This is a genomic window from Phytopseudomonas daroniae (genome assembly GCF_004327285.1).
GTDB classification, from domain to species: Bacteria; Pseudomonadota; Gammaproteobacteria; order Pseudomonadales; family Pseudomonadaceae; genus Aquipseudomonas; species Aquipseudomonas daroniae.
On the sequence record NZ_QJUI01000013.1, the window covers coordinates 71,811 to 94,181 of the forward strand.

Consider the following 22,371-nt stretch of genomic DNA (forward strand, 5'->3'; position numbering starts at 1 on the left):
CGCATTGAAAATGGTGGACAAGCTTCGCGTTGTCCACCATGTCCGGCTATTTGCTACGGAATAGATTCGGTAGGGCGTATTAGCCGAAGGCGTAATCCGCCGCATGAAACCGATGAAGTTGTTCGCGGTAAACGACGGATTACGCTTCGCTAATCCATCCTACAAACCTTGATCCGTCTTGCCGCGTTTTGATGTAGCCGTATCTCTCAAGCTCGATCAGCATAGAGGGTTGTGATGAAGGAGCGGTGATTTATACAGGTGACTTGCCCATTTTCGACATGAGTTCAAGCAGCCTGCTATCACCCATGATGGATTCTTTCATTTGCTGACGCAGCGACTCACTAAACTCCTTATTAACAATCGTCGCTTCGTAGTGAGCATCTACGCCTTCAATTCCATTCGATTTAAGAACCGAGCTATAGTGCTGGTCAATGAGGTTCGCATATTCGATACGTTCTGATTCAGACGATAGCCTGCCAGTGCTTTCATTAGACGCCAGAGGAGATGCGCCAATGACAGGTTTGACTACATTCATGTACTGCGCCTGCCAGCCAGGAATTTGATATTTTTCGACACCAGACGAAGCGTTGCCTGTTGTACTTTTCCCAGCGCTATCGTCAAAGGCAGCCTTCCTTCCTTCGTCCGAAATCGATACTGTATCCGATGAGCTTACGCCCGTATTTTTGATCGCCGCCTGAGAGTCCTTTTCCACGGATGCTCTTTGAGACGCGGTATACGAAGTGCTGAATGATGAGCTTACATTGTTGATTTGCATATGAGTCCTCTCCGCTTTCCCTTTGGAAAGCCTTAATCCCTTATCAGTACTCTGCTTAGCTTCCTACTGTCGACCACGCAAGCTCAAAGTCACTACAACCCCGTAGTAGCAAAGCAATTGTTAGGTGCTTTTCACTCTGCAAGAGATGCTATACAAGATGCGGGCCAGAATCTCTCCACGCCTGTAATTCCTGGGCTGCGCATCGTTTAGGATGATGGAGGGGGTTACGGTTGCCTAGGAGCGGCAATTTCCTGCCGCCCCCGGAAGCTGAGAACCCGTGCCCAACCTGTTCTGGTTTCTGCCCGTGCCGCTGCTGGTGCTGGCGAGCTTCTTCTATTGGCTGCGCTCGGTGGCCAATTACGACAACAGCAAGCCGTTCGTGTTGACCCTGGTACTGATCTTTCTCGGTTACAGCGGCCTGGGCATCAGCCTGTGGCCGACATCGTGCCCGGCTCGCTGACCATCTGGCAGGCCGCCGCACCACCGCAGAGCCAGGGCTTCGCCCTGGTCGGCGCGCTGTTCATCATTCCCTTCATCCTCGTCTACACAGCGTGGAGCTACTACGTATTCCGCGGCAAGGTGACGCCTGACCAGGGGTACCACTGATGAATCGCACGAATGAAAAGAAACCGCTCTGGCAGCGTATCGCCTGGCTGGCAGGCATCTGGACTGCCAGCGTGCTGAGCCTGGGGGCTCTGTCGTACCTGTTGCGGCTATTCATGAATGCGGCGGGGTTGAGTACGCCGTAACGACGCACCCGTAGGGTGGATGGCGCTTTATCCATCCACCATGGGCTCAACCGTGATTTGTCCTGGGTTACGCGCATTGAAAATGGTGGACAAGCTTCGCGTTGTCCACCCTACATGTCCGGGCTACTTGCTGAAGTCCCAGGGAGTACGGATGGCTCCGGTAGGGTGGATCGGGGCGCGTAGCTGACGCTTTATCCATCCACCATGGGTAACCGTACGTTTTGGGCTACGTGCCTTGAAAACGGTGGACAAGCTTCGCGTTAGCTACGCGCCCCGGTTCACCCTACGCAGATCCGGGCTACCTGCTACGGAATAGATTCGGTAGGGCGTATTAGCCGAAGGCGTAATCCGCCGCATGAAATCGACAAAGTTGTTCGCGGTAAACGACGGATTACGCTTCGCTAATCCATCCTACAAAAAATGATCCGTCTTGCCGCGTTTTAACCCGTCCCAGTGAGCGAAGCGAACGGTTGAGTTAGTTGTTAGGCTTTTAGCCACTCGCTCAGCAGTGAAGCGGTGTACGGCTCGATAATTTTAATTACCCAGAAAAACAATGCCAGTTTCAATGCCAGGATGACCCAAAGCAGGAAACTATATCGGCTATGCCTTAGCCAGCCGTCTAGGAATTTAGGGCCAACGAATACAAACCAAAGTACTGGGAACACTAATAATATTGAAGTGAGCCAGTTTTCGATGGTGCCAGGCTTTACAGTAATTATGGCTAGTGGAATACATGCGAGTATATGCCATAAGCGAGTATGGCTTTTTTTATATAGCGGAATATTCAGCGGTTTTGATGGCATTCGATAGCCTAACTATAAATAGACACCAAATGGTGCATAACCATCCGAGCGGGCTTGGTGGATAACATTCCGTGTTCCTTCTGTGAATCCTTTCTAAAGGGGGCTGATGATACCGATGACCGTATAAGGCCGTTATGCAGCATGCGATGCAAAGCCATCTCGCTCGGTCAGGCGTGAGAGCGAATCTGGCCTCGACACTAAGCCATCAGAACGCTATCTGTCCATGATGAGCGAGCGCGTTCAATGGTCACTCATTTCCCGGCCGGTCAGTCTGGATTGTCTGCCAGCCGCACTTGCCCCCACAGTTGATCCACCCGCAACGTTGTTCCCATACTGCCCCCTTTGCCGCCAGCCAGAGGGAGTCCGATGTTCGCCTTCAGCGAAACCCTGCAACGCCGCTTCGCCGCCCTGCACTCGACAGCCGACTTCTGGTCGCTGCGCCATGTGCGGGAAACCACCGAGCGCTATTGGGTGCGCCGCAACGTGGCGCTGGCGCCGTCGTTCGGTGACGATGCCGGCGCCATGCTCAGCGTGCGTATCGCCGGCGTGGAAGCCTACGCGGCTACCAGCGATCTCAGCCAGGCTGGCCTGCAGGCGGCCCTCGACAAGGCCGAGCACCTGGCGCGGCAGCTGGCTGGTCGCAACCTGCTCGATGTGCACGAGTTGCCGCAGCCCCATGAGCAGGTGGATGACATCATGCCCGGCTATGAGCGATCCCTGGCCAGTGCGGCGCACTGGTACGAGCTACTGGCTGCGGAGTCGGCACGGGTGCCCCGCGATGATCGCCTGGTGGACTGGTACGCGGGACTGAGCTTTACCGCCACCGAGCAGATCTACCTCAACAGCGCCGGCGCCCGTTTGCGTCGTGCCCAGCACTACGTGTTCCCGCAACTGGGGGTGACCGCCAGCGATGGCGCCGACAGCCAGAGCCGCAGCTTCGGCGGTACTCACCTGGCTCGCCAGGGCGGCGCCGAAGTGATCGATCAGCTTGGCCTGGTCGGTACCGCCAGCCGTATCGCCGACGAGGCGCTGCAGCTCCTGCTGGCGCCCAATACGCCGAGCGGTTCCCGTGAGCTGTTGCTGATGCCGGATCAGATGATCCTGCAGATCCACGAGTCCATCGGCCATCCGCTGGAGCTGGATCGTATCCTCGGCGACGAGCGCAACTTCGCCGGTACCAGCTTCATCCGTCAGGAAGATTTCGGCCACTACCGCTACGGCTCGCCGCTGCTCAACGTGACCTTCGACCCGACAGTGCCAGGCGAGCTGGCCAGCTATCGCCATGACGACGACGGCACCCCGGCGCAGCGCGAATACCTGATCCGCGAGGGCATCCTGCAGCGCCCCCTCGGCGGCGCACTGTCGCAGTGGCGCAGCGGCCTGGAGGGCGTCGCCAACAGCCGCGCCTGTAGCTGGAATCGGCCGACCCTCGACCGCATGGGCAACCTCAATGTCGAGCCCGGAACACAAAGGTTGGAGGAACTGATCGGTGGCATCGAGCGTGGCATTCTGATGAGCAACAACCGCTCCTGGTCGATCGACGATGCGCGCAACAAATTCCAGTTCGGCTGCGAGTGGGGCCAGTTGATCGAGAACGGCGAACTCAAGGGCGTGGTGAAGAACCCCAATTACCGCGGCATCTCCGCGCAGTTCTGGTGCAACCTCAAGGCCGTCGGCGATGCCAGTACCTTCGAGGTGCTGGGCACACCGTACTGCGGCAAGGGCGAGCCCAATCAGGTGATCCGCGTCGGCCATGCCACGCCCGCGTGCGTGTTCGCCGATATCGACGTTTTTGGAGGGGCCGCCTGATGGATGCTCGTCGACACTTCACTGACTTGCTCGCTTACCTGAATACCCGACTGCAGGCAGGCGAGGGATTCACCCTGGAATATCAGGCCGAGTCCTCTGATTTCATCCGCTTCAACCATGCCCGTGTGCGCCAGGCTGGCCAGGTGCAGCAGGCGTACGCCACCCTGGCGTTGTATCAGGGCGAACGCCATGGCGACTTCGAGCTGGCCCTGAGCGGGGTGGTCGAGGATGACCAACTGCGGCTCGACCAAGCGCTGCAGCGCCTGCGTGCGGTACTGCCGACGCTGACCGACGACCCCTACCTGCGCCTGAACCGTGAAGCCTGGCGCAGCGAGACCGCCATCGGCCAGGACATTCAGGACAGCGAAGCTGCCATCGCGCAGATCGTCGAGGTCTCGGCGGGGCTCGATCTGGTCGGTTTCTATGCTGCCGGGCCGCAGTACCAGGGCTTCGCCAGTTCCTGGGGCGCCTTTGGCTGGCATGCAGCGAGCAGCTTCAACTTCGAATTCAGTCTGTTCCATGAAAATGGCCAGGCGGTGAAAAGCAATTATGCCGGCGAGCGCTGGGATGCCCAGGTTTTCGCCCGCAAGCTGGATTTCGCCCGTGAACAGTTGCAGCACCTGGGCAAGCCCGCTCGTGAGCTGAAACCGGGTGCTTACCGTGCCTACCTGACCCCCGCGGCATTGGAAGAGTTGTTCGGCCTGTTCGCCTGGGGTTTTTCCGCCCAGGCGCTGGCCACCGGCGGTAGCCCATTGCAGCGGCTGTTCGCCGGTAGTGCCAGCCTGAGCGATAAGGTGACCCTGGATGAGCGTATCGAAGGTGGTCTGGCGCCGGCTTTCAGCCGCGAGGGGCCGCGTCAGCCTCTGCGACTGCTGAGCGAAGGGCTGCCCGGCGAGCGCCTGGTCAGCTCACGCAGCGCGGCCGAATACAGTCTGATCGCCAACGGTGCGGGGAGTGGTGAATATCCCTTGTCGCTGCTCTTGCACGGCGGCGATCTGGACGAGAACGATGTCCTGCAACGACTCGGCACCGGGCTGTATATCGGCAACCTGTGGTACAGCAACTTCTCCGACCTGCCCGCCGGGCGTCTGACCGGCATGACCCGCTTCGCCACCTTCTGGGTCGAGGGCGGCTGCATCCAGGCGCCGGTCAATACCATGCGCTTCGACGATTCGCTGTTCGATTTCCTTGGCCCGCATCTGGAAGCCCTGACTCGCGAGCCGGAGCTGCTCCTGCCCAATGGAACCTACGGCGCCAGGCAGACCGGTTCCATGGCATTGCCGGGGGCGTTGCTGTCGCGGTTTACCTTGACCTTGTAGAGCGGTGTTGCCCGCTCCTGGGTATCGCTGCGCTCAACCGCAGGCTACGAGGCTTTGGTAGCCCGGCGCTGAGCGCAGCGATGGCCGGGGAAGCGGTTGTGAGAATGCAGAATTCGCAAGCTGGTCGCCGAGATTATTTGAGCCAGCGGCTCAGTTTCTCTTTAGCTTGGGTGTGACTATAGATCCGGTTTTCTGCAATTGCCTGTTCACCGCGAGCGAGAGCAAGCAGAAGCTCTTGCTTGCGCTCATTGCTGATTTTCTGTGGTGTGTTCATGAAGTTCCCCAATAGGACTGAGTTTACTTCGTCGCCCTGAGCACCACGAACTTCGGCGTTGCCGCCACCTGCTCGACGCCACGGAACAGCCGCGCCAGTTTGGCGTGGTAGCCCAGGTGGCGGTTGCCGACGATCCACAGCTCGCCGCCCGTGACCAGGGCGTTGCGGGCTTGCTGGAACATCCGCCAGGCGAGGAAATCGCCGACTACTTGCTGCTGATGAAAGGGCGGATTGCACAGCACCAGATCCAGCGAATCGGCAGCCTGCTCGGCAAGGCCATCACCGGCGCGGATTGTCACCGGGCGCTCGCCGAGGGCAGCTCGCCAGTTTTCCGCGGCGGACTGCACGGCCATATAGGATTCGTCGACCAGAGTCAGCTCGGCGCTGGGGCTGCTCAGTGCATAGGCGATGCCCAGTACACCGTTGCCGCAACCGAGATCGGCCACCCGGCGATTGTCCAGATGGCGCGGCAGATGAGGCAGAAAGGCGCGGGTGCCGATATCCAGCCCTTCGCGGCAGAACAGGTTGGCGTGGTTGCTCAGCTCGATGGCCGGCTTGTCCAGGCGGTAACGCGTCGGGTAGGGCGACTTCGGCGTCGCTTTGGCTTCCGGCGTGGCGTGCAGCAGGCGGGCTTTTTTCACCGCCAGTGAGGCCTGCACCGGGCCGATATAGCGCTCCAGCAGATCACCGGCCGCCCGGGGCAGGTGCTTGATCATGCTGCCGGCGATCACCTGTGCGCCTGGGGCCAATTGACCGTGCAGGCGGATCAGCTGTTCCTCCAGCAGGGCCAGGGTTTTCGGTACCCGGATCAGCACCATGTCGAACGGCCCGCTGGTGGGCTCGCTGGCCGGTACGAAGGTCACTGCATCCTCGGCAAGGCCATTACGTGCCAGGTTGAGGCGCAAGGCGAGGTAGCCGAGGTGCGAGTCGCCACTGCTGGTTACCTGGGCGCGACCGGCCAGGGCACAGCCCAGGGCGCCGAAGCTGTCGTTGAGCAGCAGTACTCGCGTCGTACCTGACAGCGCCTGCACCTGCTCGAGCAGATAAGCGTCGGCGGCATCGAAGGCCTGCAGCGGCATGCCGGGTTGCTCGGGCTGGCGCTGCAGTTCCAGGGTGGCGAAGGGAGTGACGAAAGACGACGACATGCTGATCTCGTGGTGGTGTGGCGGGGCGCATTCTGCCACGGTGCGGGCATTGAATCTTCAAGCTGTGCAGCAGTTGGCGTTATTGCAGCTTGTTCCGCGACCGGGGATCGACAAGAATCGCGCCCCTGCCGAGACGGTCGGGTACCACTGACCCATTCGCCGCAGCCCCTCCAATAATAGTCGGACTCCCGCGCCATGCGCTGGGCGCAGCCGACAGCGCTTTACCGATGCCTCGTTGAGGTCACTCGATAACCCTTCCTTCAGGTGCCTGCCTCGCGCATGCGCCTTTGCCTGCCATTGCCAAGGTGCTGCATGTTCAAGTCCGTTGTCACCATTGCCCTGTCGGCCCTGCTGCTGATCGGCACGTCGGTTTCCGCCGCCGAACCCATCGTCATCAAGTTCTCCCACGTGGTTGCCGAAGACACGCCCAAGGGCCGTGGCGCCCTGCTGTTCAAGCAGCTCGTGGAACAGCGTCTTGGCGATCAGGTGAAGGTCGAGGTCTACCCCAACTCCACCCTCTTCGGTGACGACGACGAACTGCAGGCCCTGCGTGATGGCAAGGTGCAACTGCTGGCGCCGTCGCTGTCGAAATTCGATGCCTATACCAAGCAATTGCAGGTGTTCGATCTGCCGTTCCTGTTCGACGACCTGGACGCGGTCAAACGCTTCCAGAAACGCGAGAAGAGTCGCGAACTGCTGCGTTCCATGGCCAGCTACGACATCTACGGTCTGGCTTACTGGAACAACGGCATGAAGCAACTTTCCGCCACCCGTGCGCTGAAGTTGCCCGCCGATGCCAAGGGCCTGGCCTTCCGTATCCAGCCATCGCCGGTACTGGAGGCGCAGTTCGCCCAGCTCGGTGCCAGCGCCAGCAAGATCGCCTTCAGCGAAACCCTGGCGGCTTTGCAGAAGGGCGTCGTACAGGGTGCGGAAAACCCCTGGTCGAACCTGGCCAGCCAGAAGCTCGACAGCGCGCAGCCGTTCATCACCGAAACCAACCACGGCTCGCTCAACTACATGCTGATCAGCAACTCCAAGTTCTGGGTCAGCATTCCGTATCAGGTACGCGTACAACTGGAGGCGATCATCGAAGAGGTCAGCTTCAAGGTGAACCAGGATGCCGAAGAGCAGAATCGCAAGAGCCGCGAGCAGATCGTCGCCAGCGGCCACAGCCAGATCCTGCCGTTGACCGCCGAGCAGCGCGAGACCTGGCGCGAAGCGATGCGCCCGGTCTGGCAGGCCTTCGAAGCCGAGGTCGGTGCCGATGTGCTGCGCGCAGCGCAGACGGTCAACCGTCGTTGATTGAACGGGGCTCTCTCGTGGATTGATGGCGATTCGCGACGACTGTCATGGACGTTGCTCCGAGAACTGCAGTTGGCCGCTCGGGGCAGGTTCCTCTGGACAAGCGTCAGCGTCGGTGGCTAAGTCTCATCCGTTGAGCCAGAGAGGGGAGAGCCTCATCTCCGGTTTTTTATGGCATGGCCGAGAGACTAGTTTGAGCGTTTCAGAAGCAAGACCCATCCAGCGGCGAACGCTGCACAGCGAGATCGTCGACCATCTGCGCGAGCTGATCGTCAGCGGTGAGCTGGAACCGGGACAGAAAATTCCGGAAAAGACGCTGTGCGAGCGCTTCGATATTTCCCGCACGCCTTTGCGCGAGGCGCTCAAGGCGCTGGCAGCCGAAGGCATGATCGAGCTGCTGCCGCAGCGCGGTGCGCGTGTGGTCACCATCACCGATGAAGAGCTGCAGGAGCTGTTCCCGATCATCGCCAGCATCGAGGCGCTGGCCGGAGAGCTGGCTTGCGCGCAGATCAGCGATGCGCAGCTCGAGACCATCCGCACGATGCACGAGGAGATGATCGAGGCCTACCGCGCATCCCGCTCGCTGGAGTATTCGCGGCTCAATCGTGCCATCCACTTCGCCATCTTCGAAGCGGCGGGCAATGCCTCGCTACTGGTGCTCTATCGCAACCTCGAACTGCGCATCCGCAATATCCGCCATACCGTGCGCCAGGCCCCCAGGGACTGGAAAGAGGCGGTGAGCGACCACGAGAAGATCCTGCAGGCACTCTGTGCCCGTGATGGCACGCGATTGGCAAAAATCATGCGTCAGCACGTCATGAACACGGCACGCACAGTGCGTCACTCCATCGATGAATTACAGGTTTCCCAGGTCGCACCAGAACGGTTCTGATGCGGACGGCTTGCCCTGATTTGGATACCTTTATCCTGATTTAAATGCGCGATTTCCGGGCATTTGCATTAAAAATTGCCCTAACTTTGCACAGTTAAAATGAATTCATTATTTATTATTCTTTTTTGTTGACGTGACTAAGTAGGCTCGACAGCATGATCCGGCGATGCCTTGCAGGCACGTCGGCCCCCTTGAAGGGATATGGCCGCAGCGCGATAACTTATTCCAGGGGGCAAATCCATGAAGAAGGTTCTTGCAGCTTCATCGCTCGTGCTGATGCTCGCCGCGGCGGGTGTGTCGGCTCAGGAAGGCACGCTGGCCAAGATCGCCGAGTTGGGCGAGATCAGCATCGGTCACCGTGACGGTGCCGTGCCGTTTTCCTACTATGACGACCAGCAACGGCCCATCGGCTATGCCATGGATCTGTGCGCGAAAGTCGTCGATGCGCTGAAGGTCAAACTGGACAAGCCCGACCTCAAGGTGAGCTACCTGCCGGTCACCGGCGCGACCCGCATGCCGCTGCTGGCCAACGGCACCATCGACATGGAGTGCGGCACCACCACCAACAATGCCGAGCGTCAGCGTCAGGTGACCTTCTCCAATACCTACTTCGTGGCGGGTGTGCGCATCCTGTCGAAGAAGAGTGCACCCGTCGAGAGCATGGCGGACGCCAAGGGCAAGACCGTCGTCACCCTGGCCGGCACCACCAGCGTGAAGGTGATCAGCGAGGCGAATGCCGCGCAGAACCTGGGCCTGAAAATCCTCACCGTGAAGGATCTGGCCGAAGGCATGCTCACCCTGCAAACCGAGCGTGCCGTGGCGCTGATCTTCGATGACGTGTCGATCGCCGGTGCGGCTGCTACCTCGAAGACCCCCGACGACTATGTGATGTCCAGCGAGCCGCTGTCGGTCGAACCCTACGGCATCATGCTGCGTCGCGACGACGAGCCCTTCAAGCAACTGGTCAACGCCACGCTTGATGAGCTGTATGCCAGCGGCGAGATCACCGCCATCTACGACAAATGGTTCGTGCAGGCGATTGCGCCGCGCGGTATCAACATGAACTTCCCGATGTCCAGCCAGCTGCAGAAGGTCATCGCTCAGCCTACCGACGATCCGAATCCCGATCTGTACCGCTGATCGAGCGTCGCCAAACCCGGTCGGCGACGCCTGTCGTCCGGGCCATGACATGCACTGGACGGGCTAGGCCATGAGTTATAACTGGAACTGGTGGATCTTCTTCGAGCCGTCGCTCGATGGCACCAATACCTACCTGATGACGCTGATCTGGGGTGCCGGCTGGACGGTCGCCACGGCCATCGGTGCCTTCACCATCGCGTTGCTGCTCGGCTCGCTGGTCGGCGTGGCGCGTACTTCGCCGCTGGCCTGGCTGCGTGCACTGGGCACCGGCTTCGTCGAGGTGTTCCGCAACATTCCGTTGCTGGTGCAGATGTTTCTCTGGTACTTCGTACTGCCGGAGCTGCTGCCCGACGATCTGGGGCGCTGGTTCAAGCAGGTGCCCAACGCTGCGTTCTACACGGCTGTGATCTGCCTGGGCTGTTATCACGCCGCGCGTATGGCCGAAGTGGTGCGCGCCGGCCTGGAAAGTCTGTCCAGCGGCCAACGCATGGCGGGTCTGGCCATGGGGCTGACCCTGGTGCAGACCTACCGCTACGTGCTGTTGCCCATGGCCTATCGCATCGTCGTGCCGGCCATCACCTCCGAATTTCTCAGTTGCACCAAGAACACCTCGGTGGCCCTGGCGATCGGCCTGATGGAGCTGACCGGCAGCGCCCGGGCGATGCAGGAGAACAGCTTCCAGACCTTCGAAGCCTTCACCGCGGCGACAACCCTGTACCTGCTGCTCAACCTGATCATCGTCTTCGCCATGCGTGCCGTCGAGCGCAAGGCCGCTGTACCAGGCTACGGCCTGCGTAAGGAGAGCTGAACATGTTTGGCAGTTTCGATCTGGGGGTGGTGATCGACTCGCTCCCCTATCTGTTCCTCACCGGGATGAGCTTCACCCTGACGCTCACCGTTCTGGCGACCCTGGGCGGCATCCTTTTCGGCTCGCTGCTGGCGGTGATGCGCCTGTCGCGTTATCGCGCGCTGTCGCTGTTCGCCGGCGGCTACGTCAACCTGCTGCGCTCGCTGCCGCTGGTGCTGGTGATCTTCTGGTTCTACTTCATGATGCCGTTCGTGGCGCAGTGGGTGACCGGCGCGTCGCGGCCGGTGCGCATCGATCCGTTCTGGTCGTCGGTAATCACCTTCACCCTGTTCGAGGCATGCTACTTCTGCGAAATCATCCGCTCCGGCATCCAGTCGCTGCCCAGGGGGCAGACCCAGGCCGCCATGGCGCTGGGCATGACCGGCCGGCAGAGCCTGTTCAACGTGGTGTTGCCCCAGGCGCTGCGCAACATGCTGCCGCTGATGCTCACGCAGACCATCGTGCTGTTCCAGGACACCTCGCTGGTCTACATCCTGTCGATCACCGACTTCCTCGGCGCCGCGGCGAAGATCGCCCAGCGTGACGGTCGCCTGCTGGAGATGTACGTCTTCGCCGCGCTCGTCTACTTCGTGATTTCCCTGCTCGCCTCCCATGCCGTACGCCGCCTGCAAAAGCGCGTCGCCATCATTCGCTAAGGTGCCTTCGCCATGATAACGATCAGCGATGTCTGTAAATCCTACGGTTCGTTCCAGGTGCTGTCGCACTGCTCGACCTCGGTCACCAAGGGCGAGGTGGTGGTGGTCTGCGGCCCCTCCGGCTCCGGCAAGTCCACCCTGATCAAGACGGTCAACGGCCTGGAGCCGATCAACAGCGGCGATATAGTCGTCGACGGCATCAGCCTGACAGCCAGGAGCACCAATCTGCCTGCGTTGCGCTCACGTGTCGGCATGGTGTTCCAGCATTTCGAGCTGTTCCCCCATCTGTCGATCATCGCCAACCTGATGCTGGCGCAGATCAAGGTGCTCAAGCGCGGCAGGGCCGAGGCCGAGCGCAAGGGCCTGCAATTGCTGGAACGGGTTGGCCTGACCGCCCATGCGCACAAGTTTCCCGGTCAGCTGTCCGGCGGCCAGCAACAGCGCGTGGCGATCGCCCGCGCTCTGGCCATGGATCCGGTGGTGATGCTGTTCGACGAACCGACTTCGGCGCTCGACCCGGAGATGGTCAACGAGGTGCTCGACGTCATGGTGCAACTGGCTCATGAGGGCATGACCATGATGTGCGTGACCCACGAGATGGGCTTTGCGCGCAAGGTTGCCAACCGGGTGATCTTCATGGATCGCGGTGAGATCGTCGAAGACGCCGACAAGGATGATTTCTTCGGCAGCCCGCGTAGCGAAAGGGCTCAGCAGTTCCTCTCGAAAATCCTTTCTCACTGAAGCCTGACGAGTCTCAATTCATGGAATTACTCAACGAGCAGCAATTGCTGAGCATGGCCGCTGAGCGCGGTGCGGCGCTGAGTGATGGCCGTGTGGTGCTGTACGCCGGTGCCAACCTGCCCAGCGAAGAGGCCCGACGTGCCTATGCGCCGGAGCTGAGCGCCTACCCGGCGATGGGGCCGAGTTTCGCCAAGGAGCAACCAGATACCGACCTGGTATCCGGGCTGGAAATTGCTGTGCGCGAACGCATCTGCAGTCTGTTCGGGGCAACCTGGGCCGAGCCACGCCTGCCCAGTTGCACCATCGCCAACCTGGCGGTGTTCCATGCTTTCTCCCGGCCAGGCGACCTGCTGCTGGCGCCGGCCGCCGCCCATGGCGGGCACCTGAGCCAACGCCGTGGCGGCACGCCGGAATTAGCCGGGCTACGGGTCGCCGACCTGCCGTTCGATACCCACGCCTGCCGCCTGGATGCAAAGGCCGCTGCCGAGCAGGTGCGCGAGCTGCGCCCGGCGCTGGTGATGTTGGGGCGTTCGGTGATCGTCACTCCCGATGACATCGAGCCGGTGATCGCGGCTGCCCGTGAGGTCGGCGCGAAGACCATCTACGATGCCTCCCACGTTTCCGGTCTGATTGCTGGCGGCACCTTTCCCAATCCATTGGCGCTGGGCGTCGACATCCTCACCAGCTCCACCTACAAGACCCTGCCCGGGCGACCGCATAGCCTGATCGCCGGGCGTGATGTCGCCGATGGCGAGCGCCTGGCGTGCTTTATCGACCGGGCGCTGCTGGCCAACTACGATGCCGGCAAGCTGCCCGCCTTCCTGGTCACCCTGCAGCAGGCGCAAGCCGATGGTGGCGCCTATGCCAGGCGAATCTGCGCGGCCAGCGAGACTTTCGCCCAGGTACTGCGCGAACGGGACGTGGCGGTGATCGCGCCAGCGCCGGGCGAAGTCTTCACCCATCAGGTGCTGGTGCCGATGAGCCCGATGTCGCAGGCAGCGCAGGAGATGAAGGCACTGGAACTGCTGGGCATTCTGGTCGGCACCTGCGCCGACCCGACCACGCCCGGCGGCTATGCCTTGCGCGTCGGTACCCAGTTCATCGTCGCCCAGGGGCAGGACGCCCAAGTGGCCGACATCGCCCGGCGCCTGGCCGCGGCATTGCGCAGGGCGGGGGACGGTCGCATGGTCGTGAAGGGTTAATTGCGAGCCAGAAGTTGATCGATAAGACGCTACAAGGCGATAGCGGCCGGTCGGTGACCCGCGTTGAACCATGGATCACGGCCTTCGGCCCCGGATTACGCCTGCGGCTAATCCAGGCTACGTTCTACGGTCTTAAAGGCGCAAACGGCCGTTCGTAGGGTGGACGACGCTTCACCTACGCGGCCCGACCCGTCCACCGCTCTGCAATCGCGATGGTGGATGAAAAGAGCGTCAGCTACGCGCCCCGATCCACCCTACGTCCGCTATCGCCTTTTTGCGGTCGTACATGAAATGTCCGCTAGGTCGTAGGATGGGTGAAACCCATCAATTGCCGATGAGGTTCACCTGCGCGGCCCGGCCCATCCTACGGCCGGTCGCTACTGCCTTGTTCGCTACGCAACTCCTCCAGCAGCAGCCGGGCGGGCGCCGATAGCGGTGAGCCGTGGCGGCTGATCACGCCGTAGGGCTCGCTACGCAAGACCAGGGAAAGATCCAGGCACGCCAGCCTGCCGAAGCGCGTTGCCGATTGCGCTGTTTCCCGCGGCATCAGGGCGACCAGGTTCGGGTCTTCCTGCAGCAGCATCAGGGTGGCGAAGGTCGACGCCGTTTCCAGCGGGTAGCGTGGAAACTCCAGACCGGCTTCGCTGAACTCCCGCTCCAGCACCAGGCGCATCGGCATGTTCGCCGGGTAGACCACCCAGCTGTAGGGCGCCAGTTGCGCCAGGTTCAGCCCCTGGCTGCCAGCCATTGGGTGCTCCGGGTTGGCCACCACCTTCAGCTGTTCCTGATGCAGGCTCAGGCAATCATAGGCATCCGGCCTGCGGCTGACACTGGTTCGGCAGATCGCCAGATCCAGGCGGCCCTCGTCGATCAGACTGAGCAGGCGCGCGCTGGTGTCCTCGACGATTTCCACCGACAGCTCCGGCTGTTTGCTGCGCAGGCGCGTCAGGCTGCGCATCAGCAGCGGCACCGCGCCCATGATCACGCCGACCACCAGACGGCCACCCTGGCCCTGGAGAATCCCCAGCATCTCCTCACGCAAATGCGCCAGATCGCTATGGATCAGCCGTGCGTAGCGAATCGCGCAGCGCCCCAGGTCATTGGCCTCCAGGCCCTGGCTGGTGCGGGTGAACAGGCGCATGCCGAACGCCGACTCGATCTCGTTGAGGGCCTTGGTCGCTCCCGGCTGGCTGATCGCAACGGCCTCTGCGGCCTTGTGCAGCGAACCCTGTTCGTCGAGGGCGATAAGCAGGCGCAGCTGTTTCAGGCGCAGTCGGGAAACCAGGGCGGGCAGGGACGCGATCATGGGGATAACCAACAGTTATTGCTTGATCAGGGCTTGTCATTAGGCAGGCTGGCGCGCAGTTCGTAAAGTCTGTCCTGTACCCCGTGGGCAAACTACTAATAAAGAGAGATAAGCCATGCGACTGATCCAGTTCGAATCCAGCGAAGGCCGGCGCCAGGTTGGCGTTGTCGAAGGCGATGCCATCCGCACCGTTCTCGGCATCACCAGTACCCGTGAACTGGCGCTGGCGGCCATTCGTGCCGGACGAAGCCTGCAGGACGAAGTGAACAACCGCGGCACCGAGGCCGGCCCTGCTTATGCCGATCTGCAGGAAGGCGGCCGTATCCTGCCGCCGCTGGATCATGAGGATCCGGCCCACTGCCTGATCACCGGCACCGGCCTGACCCACCTCGGCAGCGCCTCCACCCGCGACAAGATGCACCAGCAGAAGGCCCAGGACGAAGCCACCCTGACCGACACCATGCGCATGTTCCGCTGGGGGATCGAGGGCGGCAAGCCGGGCGCTGGCAAGGTCGGTGCGCAGCCGGAGTGGTTCTACAAGGGCGATGGCGGCATCGTCGTGCGTCCTGGCGCCGACCTGCCGGTGCCGGTGTTCGCCGAGGATGGCGGTGAAGAGCCCGAACTGGTCGGCCTGTACGTCATCGGTGATGACGGCAAGCCTTACCGCCTCGGCTATGCCCTGGGCAACGAGTTCTCCGACCATGTGCTGGAGCGCCGCAGCTACCTGTACCTGGCTCACTCCAAGCTGCGCTTCTGCGCCTATGGCCCGGAACTGCGCGTAGGCCAGTTACCGGCCCACCTGTCCGGTACCAGCCGCATTCGCCGTGGGAATGAGGTGCTGTGGGAGAAGGAGTTCCTCAGCGGTGAGGAGAACATGTGCCACAGCCTGGAGAACCTGGAGTTCCACCACTTCAAGTATCAGCAGTTCCTGCGTCCGGGCGACGTGCATGTGCATTACTTCGGAACCGCTACGCTGTCCTTTGCCGATGGTATCAAGGCTCAGCCCGGCGATACCTTCGAGATCGAAATGAACGAGTTCGGCGCACCCTTGCGCAATGGGCTGGTGGCGGCCGACGAGCCGCTCGAACCGGGCGGCGTGACTGCCCTGTAAACCATCCATCGTTATCCATCCCGGGGGCCTGTTGGCCCCGACTGCGTTCTGACCAGGAGAACATATCCATGTCCACCATCGGCCACAACATCATCGGCGGCGCGTTCAGCGCAGCCGGCTCCGTCGTTCACAAGAGTCATGACGCCAGCACCGGCGAAGCCCTGTCCTACGACTTCATCCAGGCCACCCCTGAAGAAGTCGACGCTGCCGCCAAAGCCGCCGCTGCCGCTTACCCCGCTTACCGCAGCCTGCCGGCAGCCAAGCGCGCCGATTTCCTCGACGCCATCGCCGACGAGCTGGATGCCCTGGGTGACGAGTTCGTCGCCACCGTCTGCCGCGAAACCGCACTGCCCACCGCCCGTATCCAGGGCGAGCGTGGCCGTACCAGCGGCCAGATGCGCCTGTTCGCCAAGGTGCTGCGCCGTGGCGACTTCTTCGGCGCACGCATCGACCGTGCCCTGCCGGATCGCCAGCCGCTGCCGCGTCCGGATCTGCGTCAGTACCGCATCGGCCTCGGCCCGGTCGCGGTGTTCGGCGCCAGCAACTTCCCGCTGGCCTTCTCCACCGCCGGTGGCGATACCGCTGCGGCCCTGGCTGCCGGCTGCCCAGTGGTATTCAAAGCCCACAGCGGCCACATGGCCACCGCCGCCTTCGTTGCCGAAGCCCTGCTGCGCGCCGCCGACAAGACCGGCATGCCCAAGGGTGTGTTCAACATGATCTACGGCAGTGGCGTCGGTGAGGCGCTGGTCAAGCATCCGTCCATCCAGGCCGTCGGCTTCACCGGTTCGCTGAAAGGCGGTCGCGCCCTGTGCGACATGGCCGCGGCGCGCCCGCAGCCGATTCCGGTATTCGCCGAGATGAGCAGCATCAACCCGGTCATCCTGCTGCCCGAAGCCATCAAGGCCCGTGGCGAGAAAATCGCCGGCGAGCTGGCTGGTTCGGTGGTCATGGGATGTGGTCAGTTCTGTACCAACCCAGGCCTGGTGATCGGTGTCCGTTCGCCTGAGTTCAGCGCCTTCCTGGAAAGCTTCACCGCCAAGATGGCCGAGCAACAACCGCAAACCATGCTCAACACCGGCACCCTGAAGAGCTACGTGAAAGGCCTGGAAGCGCTCAACGCGCATGCCGGCATCACTCACCTGACCGGCGCCAGGCAGGAAGGCAACCAGGCTCGCCCGCAACTGTTCAAGGCCGACGTCAGCCTGCTGCTGAACGGCGACGAGTTGCTGCAGGAAGAAGTCTTCGGCCCGACCACCATCGTCGTCGAAGTGGCCGACAAGGCCGAGCTGCTGGCGGCCATCAACGGCCTGCACGGTCAACTGACCGCCACCCTGCTTACCGAGCCGGGCGACCTGGCTGGTAGCGAAGAGCTGTTCGCGCTGCTCGAGCAGAAGGTCGGTCGTGTACTGTTCAACGGCTACCCGACCGGCGTGGAAGTCTGCGACGCCATGGTGCATGGTGGCCCGTACCCGGCGACCTCCGATGCCCGTGGCACCTCGGTGGGCACCTTGGCCATCGACCGCTTCCTGCGCCCGGTGTGCTACCAGAACTGCCCGGACGCTCTGCTGCCCGACGCGCTGAAGAACGCCAACCCGCTGGGCATCGCCCGTCTGGTGGATGGTGCCAGCAGCCGCGACGCGCTGTAAGCGCCGAAGCAATCACGCCTGTAGGAGCCGGCAAGCCGGCGATGCAATCGAGACGAGGCTCGCTGGCAAGCCGGCTCCTACGAAAGCGTGCTCTATCGGCCGGCAGGCGCGGTTCTATGCAGCTCGCAGCTGCTGTCCCTGATCTTTGCCGGTGTTCACCCACGCACTCCCGTGATGCGGATTTCCGTTTCCGAGCTGGGCAGTTCGTCCGCCTCGGTGTGGGCTGGCACACCTACCCGCAAGGTATCAGCTGTCTGATCGATGGCAGAAGTAGCAACGAAGCGTGGTGAAACGCCGCGTTTAACCATCCGCTACCGCTCGGATCGTCCGTACGCTAGTTGGAGTGAAGGTCATCGTGACAGCTACGTCACGCCTATTTGCAAGAGCCCGCCTTCGGCCATCATGCCGGAATTTCCCTTAGCCCCCTCTGGCGCCGAGATGGAACGGTTGACAATCCGTGCGCTCAATGCAAATATCCGTACGGTGTACGGCTTGACCGTACGAAGAGCGAAGTGTATCGGCACTACACGATCCGAACCAATAATAAGTACAAGGAAAACGCCATGAAACTGAAGAAACTCTTCACCGCGCTGGGCACGGCCGCCTGCATCGGCCTGTTCGGTAGCCACACCGTACTGGCTGCCGAACGCGTCAATCTTGTCTTCACCGCGGGTACCGAATCCAACCGCGACGGTCTCTACTACAACGCCCTCGACCTACTGGACAAGGAGTTGCAGAAGCAGACTGACGGCCAGGTCAAGCTGCGCATCTACCCCAACCAGCAACTGGGCAATGAACTGAGCATGATCGAAGGCCTGCGCAACGGCTCGCTGGACATCGCGGTAGTCGGCGGCGGCAACTTCGCCTCTTTCGTGCCCCAGTTCCAGTTGTTCAGCGTGCCCTACATCTTTGAAAGCTATGAAACCTATCGCAAGGGCATGGCCCCGGACAGCGCTCTGTGGCAGCAAATGCAGGAGGTCGTCAGCAACGCTCAGCTCGGCCTGCAACTGATGGCGCCGAGCACCGTTGGCAGCCGCTGGTTCGCCAACACCAAGGGCGAGGTCACCAGCCCGGCGGACATGAAATCGTTCGGCATCCGCATGCGCGTACAGGCCAACCCTATCGAGTCGCAGGTGTGGTCCAGCTACGGCGCCCAGCCGATCAACCTGCCCATGCCGGAAGTGGTAGCGGCCATGCGCCAAGGCGTAATCCAGGGCGTAGAGAACGCGCCGGACATCCTCTACACCTACAAGCTGCACGAGGTCGCCAAGCATCTTTCGCAGACCGACCACTCCTTCTACGTCGCCTTGGTGTTGATGTCGGATCGCGCCCTGAGCAAGGTGCCGGAAGCGCTGAAGCCGGCGGTGCGCACCGCTTTCAGCGAGGCAGGGCAGCAACTGCTCGATCTCTCCGTGACCTTCCAGGACAAGGCGATCGCCGCCATGCAGGCCGATGGCGCGACCATCGTCCAGGTCGACAAGGCCGCCTTCCGCGCGCCCCTGGAACCGCTCTACGACAGCGTCGCCAAAGATGTCGGCGCCGAGTCGATGCTCGACACCATCCGCAACCTCTGAGCCCGGTGGGCGCCCGCCAACCGGCGCGCCCGCTTTCTACACGGGATACTCCCATGAACAGTCCGTTTGCTGTCTACGGCCGCTTCGTCAAGCTGCTGGAAACTTGTGCGCTGAACGTCTGCGGCCTACTGCTGGCGATCATGTGCGGCACCTTGCTACTGGAAATCATCTCACGCAGTTTCTTCGGCACATCGTTCATTTGGTCTATGGAACTGGCCACCATTTGCTTCATCTGGGTCGCCTTCCTCGGCAGCACCGTGGGCGTACTGCGCCGCGAGCACTTCGTCGTCGACCTGCTTTTCCACTGGTTTCCGCCGGAGCACCCGGTGTCGCTGCTGCTCGATGCCTTGACCTCGGTGCTGGTGCTGGTTCTCGGCCTCGTCTTCCTGGTGCACGGCCTCTCGTTCATGGAAAGCGGCATGCACCGCTACTCGTTCTCGCTGGGCATAAAGCAGGGTTACACCATGCTGATCATGCCCTTGTGCGGCGCCCTGTTCATCGTCAACGCGCTGCACAATCTGCTGGCTCTAGCCGCAAACAGGAGAATCGCGCCATGAGCAACGCATTCCTCATCGCTCTGCTGTTCGGCAGCTTTTCCGTGCTGCTGGTACTGCGCGTGCCGCTGGCGCTGTGCCTGTCTATCTCTACTCTGCTGGCGATTCATTTTTCCGACATGCCGGTGCAAATGCTGGTCGAGCGCATGTATTCCTCGCTGGACTACTTCCCGCTACTGGCCATCCCCTTCTTCATCCTCGCCGGCTATCTGATGAATAGGGGCAACATCACCGACCGCTTCATCGACCTGGCACAGACCATGGTCGGCCACATCAAGGGTGGTCTGGCACAGGTCAACGTCGTGGTGAGCATGATGTTCGCCACGGTTTCCGGTACCGCTACCGCTGACACTGCCGGCATGGGCTCGATGATGATCCCGGCCATGGTCAAGCGCGGCTACTCGCCCGGCTTCTCGGCGGCGATCACGGCGGCATCCTCGACCATGGGTGCGATCATCCCGCCCAGCGTGCTGATGATCGTCTATGGCTCGCTGAGCAATCTGTCGATGACCAAGCTGTTCCTCGCTGGGGTCATCCCCGGGTTCCTGGTCGGCCTGTCGCAGATGGTGGTGGCCTACTTCATCTCGCGCCACCGCAACTACCCGTGCGAGCCGCGTGCCAGCGGCGTGCAGTTCTTCACCGCGCTGCGCCGCTGCCTGCTACCGCTGGGCGTGCCGGTGATCATCATCGGTGGCATCCTCTCCGGCAGCTTCACCCCCACCGAAGCCGGTGTGGCGGCGGTGGCCTACGCTCTGGTGATAATCGTCATGTTGCGCAGCGTGCGCCTGCGCGACTTGCCGGCGATCGCCAAGGAAGCCGCGATCATGGTCTCCCTGCCGGTATTTGCCATCGCCTCGGCCGTTGCCTTCGGCTGGATGGTGGCCTTCCTCCAGGTGCCCGAGATGGTTGGCGACTTCGTCGCCCACTATGAGCTGAACCAGGTCACGGGCCTGCTGTTCATCTTCGCCATTTTCCTGGTCATCGGCTGTTTTCTCGACGGCGTGCCGGCGATGATTATCTTCCTGCCCATCGCCCAGCAGATTGCCACCACCACTGGCATCGATCCGCTACACATGGCCATGGTCATCGTGATGACCGCCGCGATGGGCCTGATCACGCCGCCATTCGGCCTGTGCATCCTGATCGCAGGTGCCATCGCCAAGGTGTCGGTGCCGACCATGGTGCGCGAATCGATGGTCTTCGTAATCACCTTTGTCGCTCTGATCTTCGTGCTGATCCTGTTCCCCGAAATAATCCTCTTTCTGCCCAATCTGCTGACCTGACGCCGGAGCCGACCATGTCCACCGATCCCTTTGCACGCGTAAGTCTGGGTGACGAACGAATCATCCAGAAAACCATCTCCGAGTCCGACGTCTACCTGTATGCCGGCATCGTCGGGGACTTTCACCCCAACCACGTCAACGCTCCCTACGCTGAGGAAAAACTCGGCGCACGAGTGGTTCACGGAGCCCTGCTACCGGGCTTCGTCTCACGCTGCACAGTCGAATTGCTCGGCGAGCGCCTTTCGCCGCCCGGCTACGCCGCACAATCGTTCAGCATCAAATGTGTGGCACCGGTGTTCATCGGCGACACCATCTCGGTTCGGGTGCGCATCACCGATCTCCAGCCCGAGCGGCGTAAGGTCATCATGGAAGCCGAAATCAGCAACCAGCACGGCACCCTCTGCGCCTTGGGCGACACTGTGGTGAAGGTGCTCAGGAACAAGCCCGAGACCAGCCAGCGAGAAATCCAATGAAAGACGACACGGCAAAAACCATCCGCTCGGTGGTGCGCGCGCTCTCGGTACTCAACGTCATCGGTGGGCAATCGAAGGGGATAAGCGCGATCAGCAAGGAGCTCGATCTGAGCAAGGGCACTGTGTTCGACCTGATCAAGACCCTGGAGCATATGGACTACGTGATCCAGGATCAGCAGGACGATCGTTATCGCCTCGGTCCGGCACTGCTCAGGCTGGCGGTGGACGGCATCGCCAATATCGATATCGTCGAGGTTGCCCGGCCCTACCTGCAGGCGCTCTCCGACGAGATCGGCGAAGTCGCCCATCTCGGTAAGCGTGAGGGGGTCAACGCCTCTTTTCTGCTCAGAACCACCAGCCGCACGGTCAGCCGCATGCTCGACCTCAACTCCCAGGTTGGTGCCCTGTCTCCCTTGCACTGCACCAGCATGGGCAAGGTGTTCCTCGCTTACATGAGCGACGCTGAGGCGGAGCAGTTCCTCGAACGGCAACTGACCGCCTACACCGACCAGACGATTGTCTCCGAGCAGCGGTTGCAGGAAGAGCGCACACGCATCCGCGAGCGAGGCTATTCGCTGAACATCGGCGAGTTCGAGGAAGGTGTCTCCAGCATTGCCGTGCCTCTGCGCGATGCCACGGGCAAGGTGGTGGCCGGCATTAACATCGCCATGCCCTCGGTGCGCATGCCCGAAGAGAGTATCGCGCATTTCTACGCACAACTCAAAGCCACAGCCGAGCGGATCGAAAAAGAACTCGGCGCCTGAGGAACA

Annotated in this window: 21 protein-coding genes and 1 pseudogene; 18 read left to right on the forward strand and 4 right to left on the reverse strand. The window is 61.7% G+C overall.

All coding sequences use genetic code 11. From position 1 onward, the window contains the following. Window positions 1–250: 250 nt before the first annotated feature. A complete protein-coding gene (locus DNK06_RS15790) occupies window positions 251–712 on the reverse strand; it encodes a hypothetical protein (RefSeq protein ID WP_131180949.1) in 462 nt (153 codons plus the stop codon). Window positions 713–1,052: 340 nt separating this feature from the next. On the opposite strand from DNK06_RS15790, the pseudogene DNK06_RS15795 reads away from it, so the two are divergent. From DNK06_RS15795 to DNK06_RS15810, 4 genes and pseudogenes are all read left to right on the forward strand, one after another. Then, a pseudogene (locus tag DNK06_RS15795) lies at window positions 1,053–1,381 on the forward strand (cytochrome d ubiquinol oxidase subunit II); the annotation flags it as partial. After that, window positions 1,381–1,524 (forward strand): DUF2474 domain-containing protein, encoded by a 144-nt coding sequence (locus DNK06_RS15800; RefSeq protein WP_131180950.1) that lies wholly within the window; start codon window positions 1,381–1,383, stop codon window positions 1,522–1,524. The pseudogene DNK06_RS15795 and the gene DNK06_RS15800, both read left to right, overlap by 1 nt. A 1,169-nt stretch (window positions 1,525–2,693) precedes the next feature. Then, complete coding sequence (locus tag DNK06_RS15805) at window positions 2,694–4,136, forward strand: TldD/PmbA family protein (protein ID WP_131180951.1); 1,443 nt, start codon at window positions 2,694–2,696, stop codon at window positions 4,134–4,136. Next, window positions 4,136–5,455, forward strand: coding sequence for a TldD/PmbA family protein (locus tag DNK06_RS15810; RefSeq protein ID WP_131180952.1), 1,320 nt, complete (start codon window positions 4,136–4,138; stop codon window positions 5,453–5,455). Before DNK06_RS15805 ends, DNK06_RS15810 begins: the two co-directional genes overlap by 1 nt. 133 nt (window positions 5,456–5,588) lie before the next feature. Here the strand turns inward: DNK06_RS15810 and DNK06_RS25115 are convergent, their stop codons facing one another. Then, complete coding sequence (locus tag DNK06_RS25115; RefSeq protein ID WP_165493649.1) at window positions 5,589–5,729, reverse strand: hypothetical protein; 141 nt, start codon at window positions 5,727–5,729, stop codon at window positions 5,589–5,591. A 23-nt stretch (window positions 5,730–5,752) separates the two neighbouring features. Next, on the reverse strand, window positions 5,753–6,874 hold the full coding sequence (locus DNK06_RS15815) for a methyltransferase (RefSeq protein ID WP_131180953.1): 1,122 nt from the start codon (window positions 6,872–6,874) through the stop codon (window positions 5,753–5,755). Between the two features lie 312 nt (window positions 6,875–7,186). Between DNK06_RS15815 and DNK06_RS15820 the strand changes: the two genes are divergently transcribed. The 7 genes from DNK06_RS15820 to DNK06_RS15850 all read left to right on the forward strand — a co-directional run bounded on the left by DNK06_RS15820 (window position 7,187) and on the right by DNK06_RS15850 (window position 13,654). Beyond that, entirely contained in the window at window positions 7,187–8,176 is a 990-nt protein-coding gene (locus DNK06_RS15820; protein ID WP_131180954.1) for a DctP family TRAP transporter solute-binding subunit, read from the forward strand. Between the two features lie 193 nt (window positions 8,177–8,369). Next, window positions 8,370–9,068 (forward strand): GntR family transcriptional regulator, encoded by a 699-nt coding sequence (locus DNK06_RS15825; RefSeq protein ID WP_131180955.1) that lies wholly within the window; start codon window positions 8,370–8,372, stop codon window positions 9,066–9,068. A gap of 240 nt (window positions 9,069–9,308) precedes the next feature. Beyond that, window positions 9,309–10,208 carry a transporter substrate-binding domain-containing protein gene (locus DNK06_RS15830; RefSeq protein ID WP_131180956.1) on the forward strand — a complete coding sequence of 300 codons (900 nt, stop codon included), beginning with the start codon at window positions 9,309–9,311 and terminating at the stop codon, window positions 10,206–10,208. A 70-nt stretch (window positions 10,209–10,278) separates the two neighbouring features. Further along, window positions 10,279–11,016 carry an amino acid ABC transporter permease gene (locus DNK06_RS15835; protein ID WP_131180957.1) on the forward strand — a complete coding sequence of 246 codons (738 nt, stop codon included), beginning with the start codon at window positions 10,279–10,281 and terminating at the stop codon, window positions 11,014–11,016. Between the two features lie 2 nt (window positions 11,017–11,018). Beyond that, complete coding sequence (locus tag DNK06_RS15840; RefSeq protein WP_131180958.1) at window positions 11,019–11,711, forward strand: amino acid ABC transporter permease; 693 nt, start codon at window positions 11,019–11,021, stop codon at window positions 11,709–11,711. A 12-nt stretch (window positions 11,712–11,723) separates the two neighbouring features. Next, window positions 11,724–12,452, forward strand: coding sequence for an amino acid ABC transporter ATP-binding protein (locus DNK06_RS15845; RefSeq protein WP_131180959.1), 729 nt, complete (start codon window positions 11,724–11,726; stop codon window positions 12,450–12,452). A gap of 20 nt (window positions 12,453–12,472) precedes the next feature. After that, window positions 12,473–13,654 (forward strand): glycine hydroxymethyltransferase, encoded by a 1,182-nt coding sequence (locus DNK06_RS15850; RefSeq protein ID WP_131180960.1) that lies wholly within the window; start codon window positions 12,473–12,475, stop codon window positions 13,652–13,654. 364 nt (window positions 13,655–14,018) lie between these two features. On the opposite strand, the gene DNK06_RS15855 is transcribed toward DNK06_RS15850, so the two are convergent. After that, window positions 14,019–14,960, reverse strand: a complete 942-nt coding sequence (locus tag DNK06_RS15855; protein WP_131180961.1) for a LysR family transcriptional regulator — start codon at window positions 14,958–14,960, stop codon at window positions 14,019–14,021. Between the two features lie 115 nt (window positions 14,961–15,075). Here DNK06_RS15855 and araD1 point away from each other — a divergent pair, with 115 nt between their 5' ends. The 7 genes from araD1 to DNK06_RS15890 all read left to right on the forward strand — a co-directional run bounded on the left by araD1 (window position 15,076) and on the right by DNK06_RS15890 (window position 22,365). Continuing rightward, on the forward strand, window positions 15,076–16,071 hold the full coding sequence (gene araD1 / locus DNK06_RS15860; protein ID WP_131180962.1) for an AraD1 family protein: 996 nt from the start codon (window positions 15,076–15,078) through the stop codon (window positions 16,069–16,071). Between the two features lie 68 nt (window positions 16,072–16,139). After that, window positions 16,140–17,717, forward strand: coding sequence for an aldehyde dehydrogenase (NADP(+)) (locus DNK06_RS15865; RefSeq protein WP_131180963.1), 1,578 nt, complete (start codon window positions 16,140–16,142; stop codon window positions 17,715–17,717). A gap of 563 nt (window positions 17,718–18,280) precedes the next feature. After that, window positions 18,281–19,291 (forward strand): TRAP transporter substrate-binding protein, encoded by a 1,011-nt coding sequence (locus tag DNK06_RS15870; protein WP_131180964.1) that lies wholly within the window; start codon window positions 18,281–18,283, stop codon window positions 19,289–19,291. Window positions 19,292–19,344: 53 nt separating this feature from the next. Further along, window positions 19,345–19,848, forward strand: coding sequence for a TRAP transporter small permease (locus DNK06_RS15875; RefSeq protein ID WP_131180965.1), 504 nt, complete (start codon window positions 19,345–19,347; stop codon window positions 19,846–19,848). Further along, window positions 19,845–21,128 carry a TRAP transporter large permease gene (locus tag DNK06_RS15880; protein WP_131180966.1) on the forward strand — a complete coding sequence of 428 codons (1,284 nt, stop codon included), beginning with the start codon at window positions 19,845–19,847 and terminating at the stop codon, window positions 21,126–21,128. The genes DNK06_RS15875 and DNK06_RS15880 overlap by 4 nt, the downstream gene beginning before the upstream one ends. A 14-nt stretch (window positions 21,129–21,142) precedes the next feature. Further along, complete coding sequence (locus DNK06_RS15885; protein WP_131180967.1) at window positions 21,143–21,601, forward strand: MaoC family dehydratase; 459 nt, start codon at window positions 21,143–21,145, stop codon at window positions 21,599–21,601. Beyond that, window positions 21,598–22,365, forward strand: coding sequence for an IclR family transcriptional regulator (locus DNK06_RS15890; RefSeq protein ID WP_131180968.1), 768 nt, complete (start codon window positions 21,598–21,600; stop codon window positions 22,363–22,365). Before DNK06_RS15885 ends, DNK06_RS15890 begins: the two co-directional genes overlap by 4 nt. Window positions 22,366–22,371 lie beyond the last annotated feature (6 nt).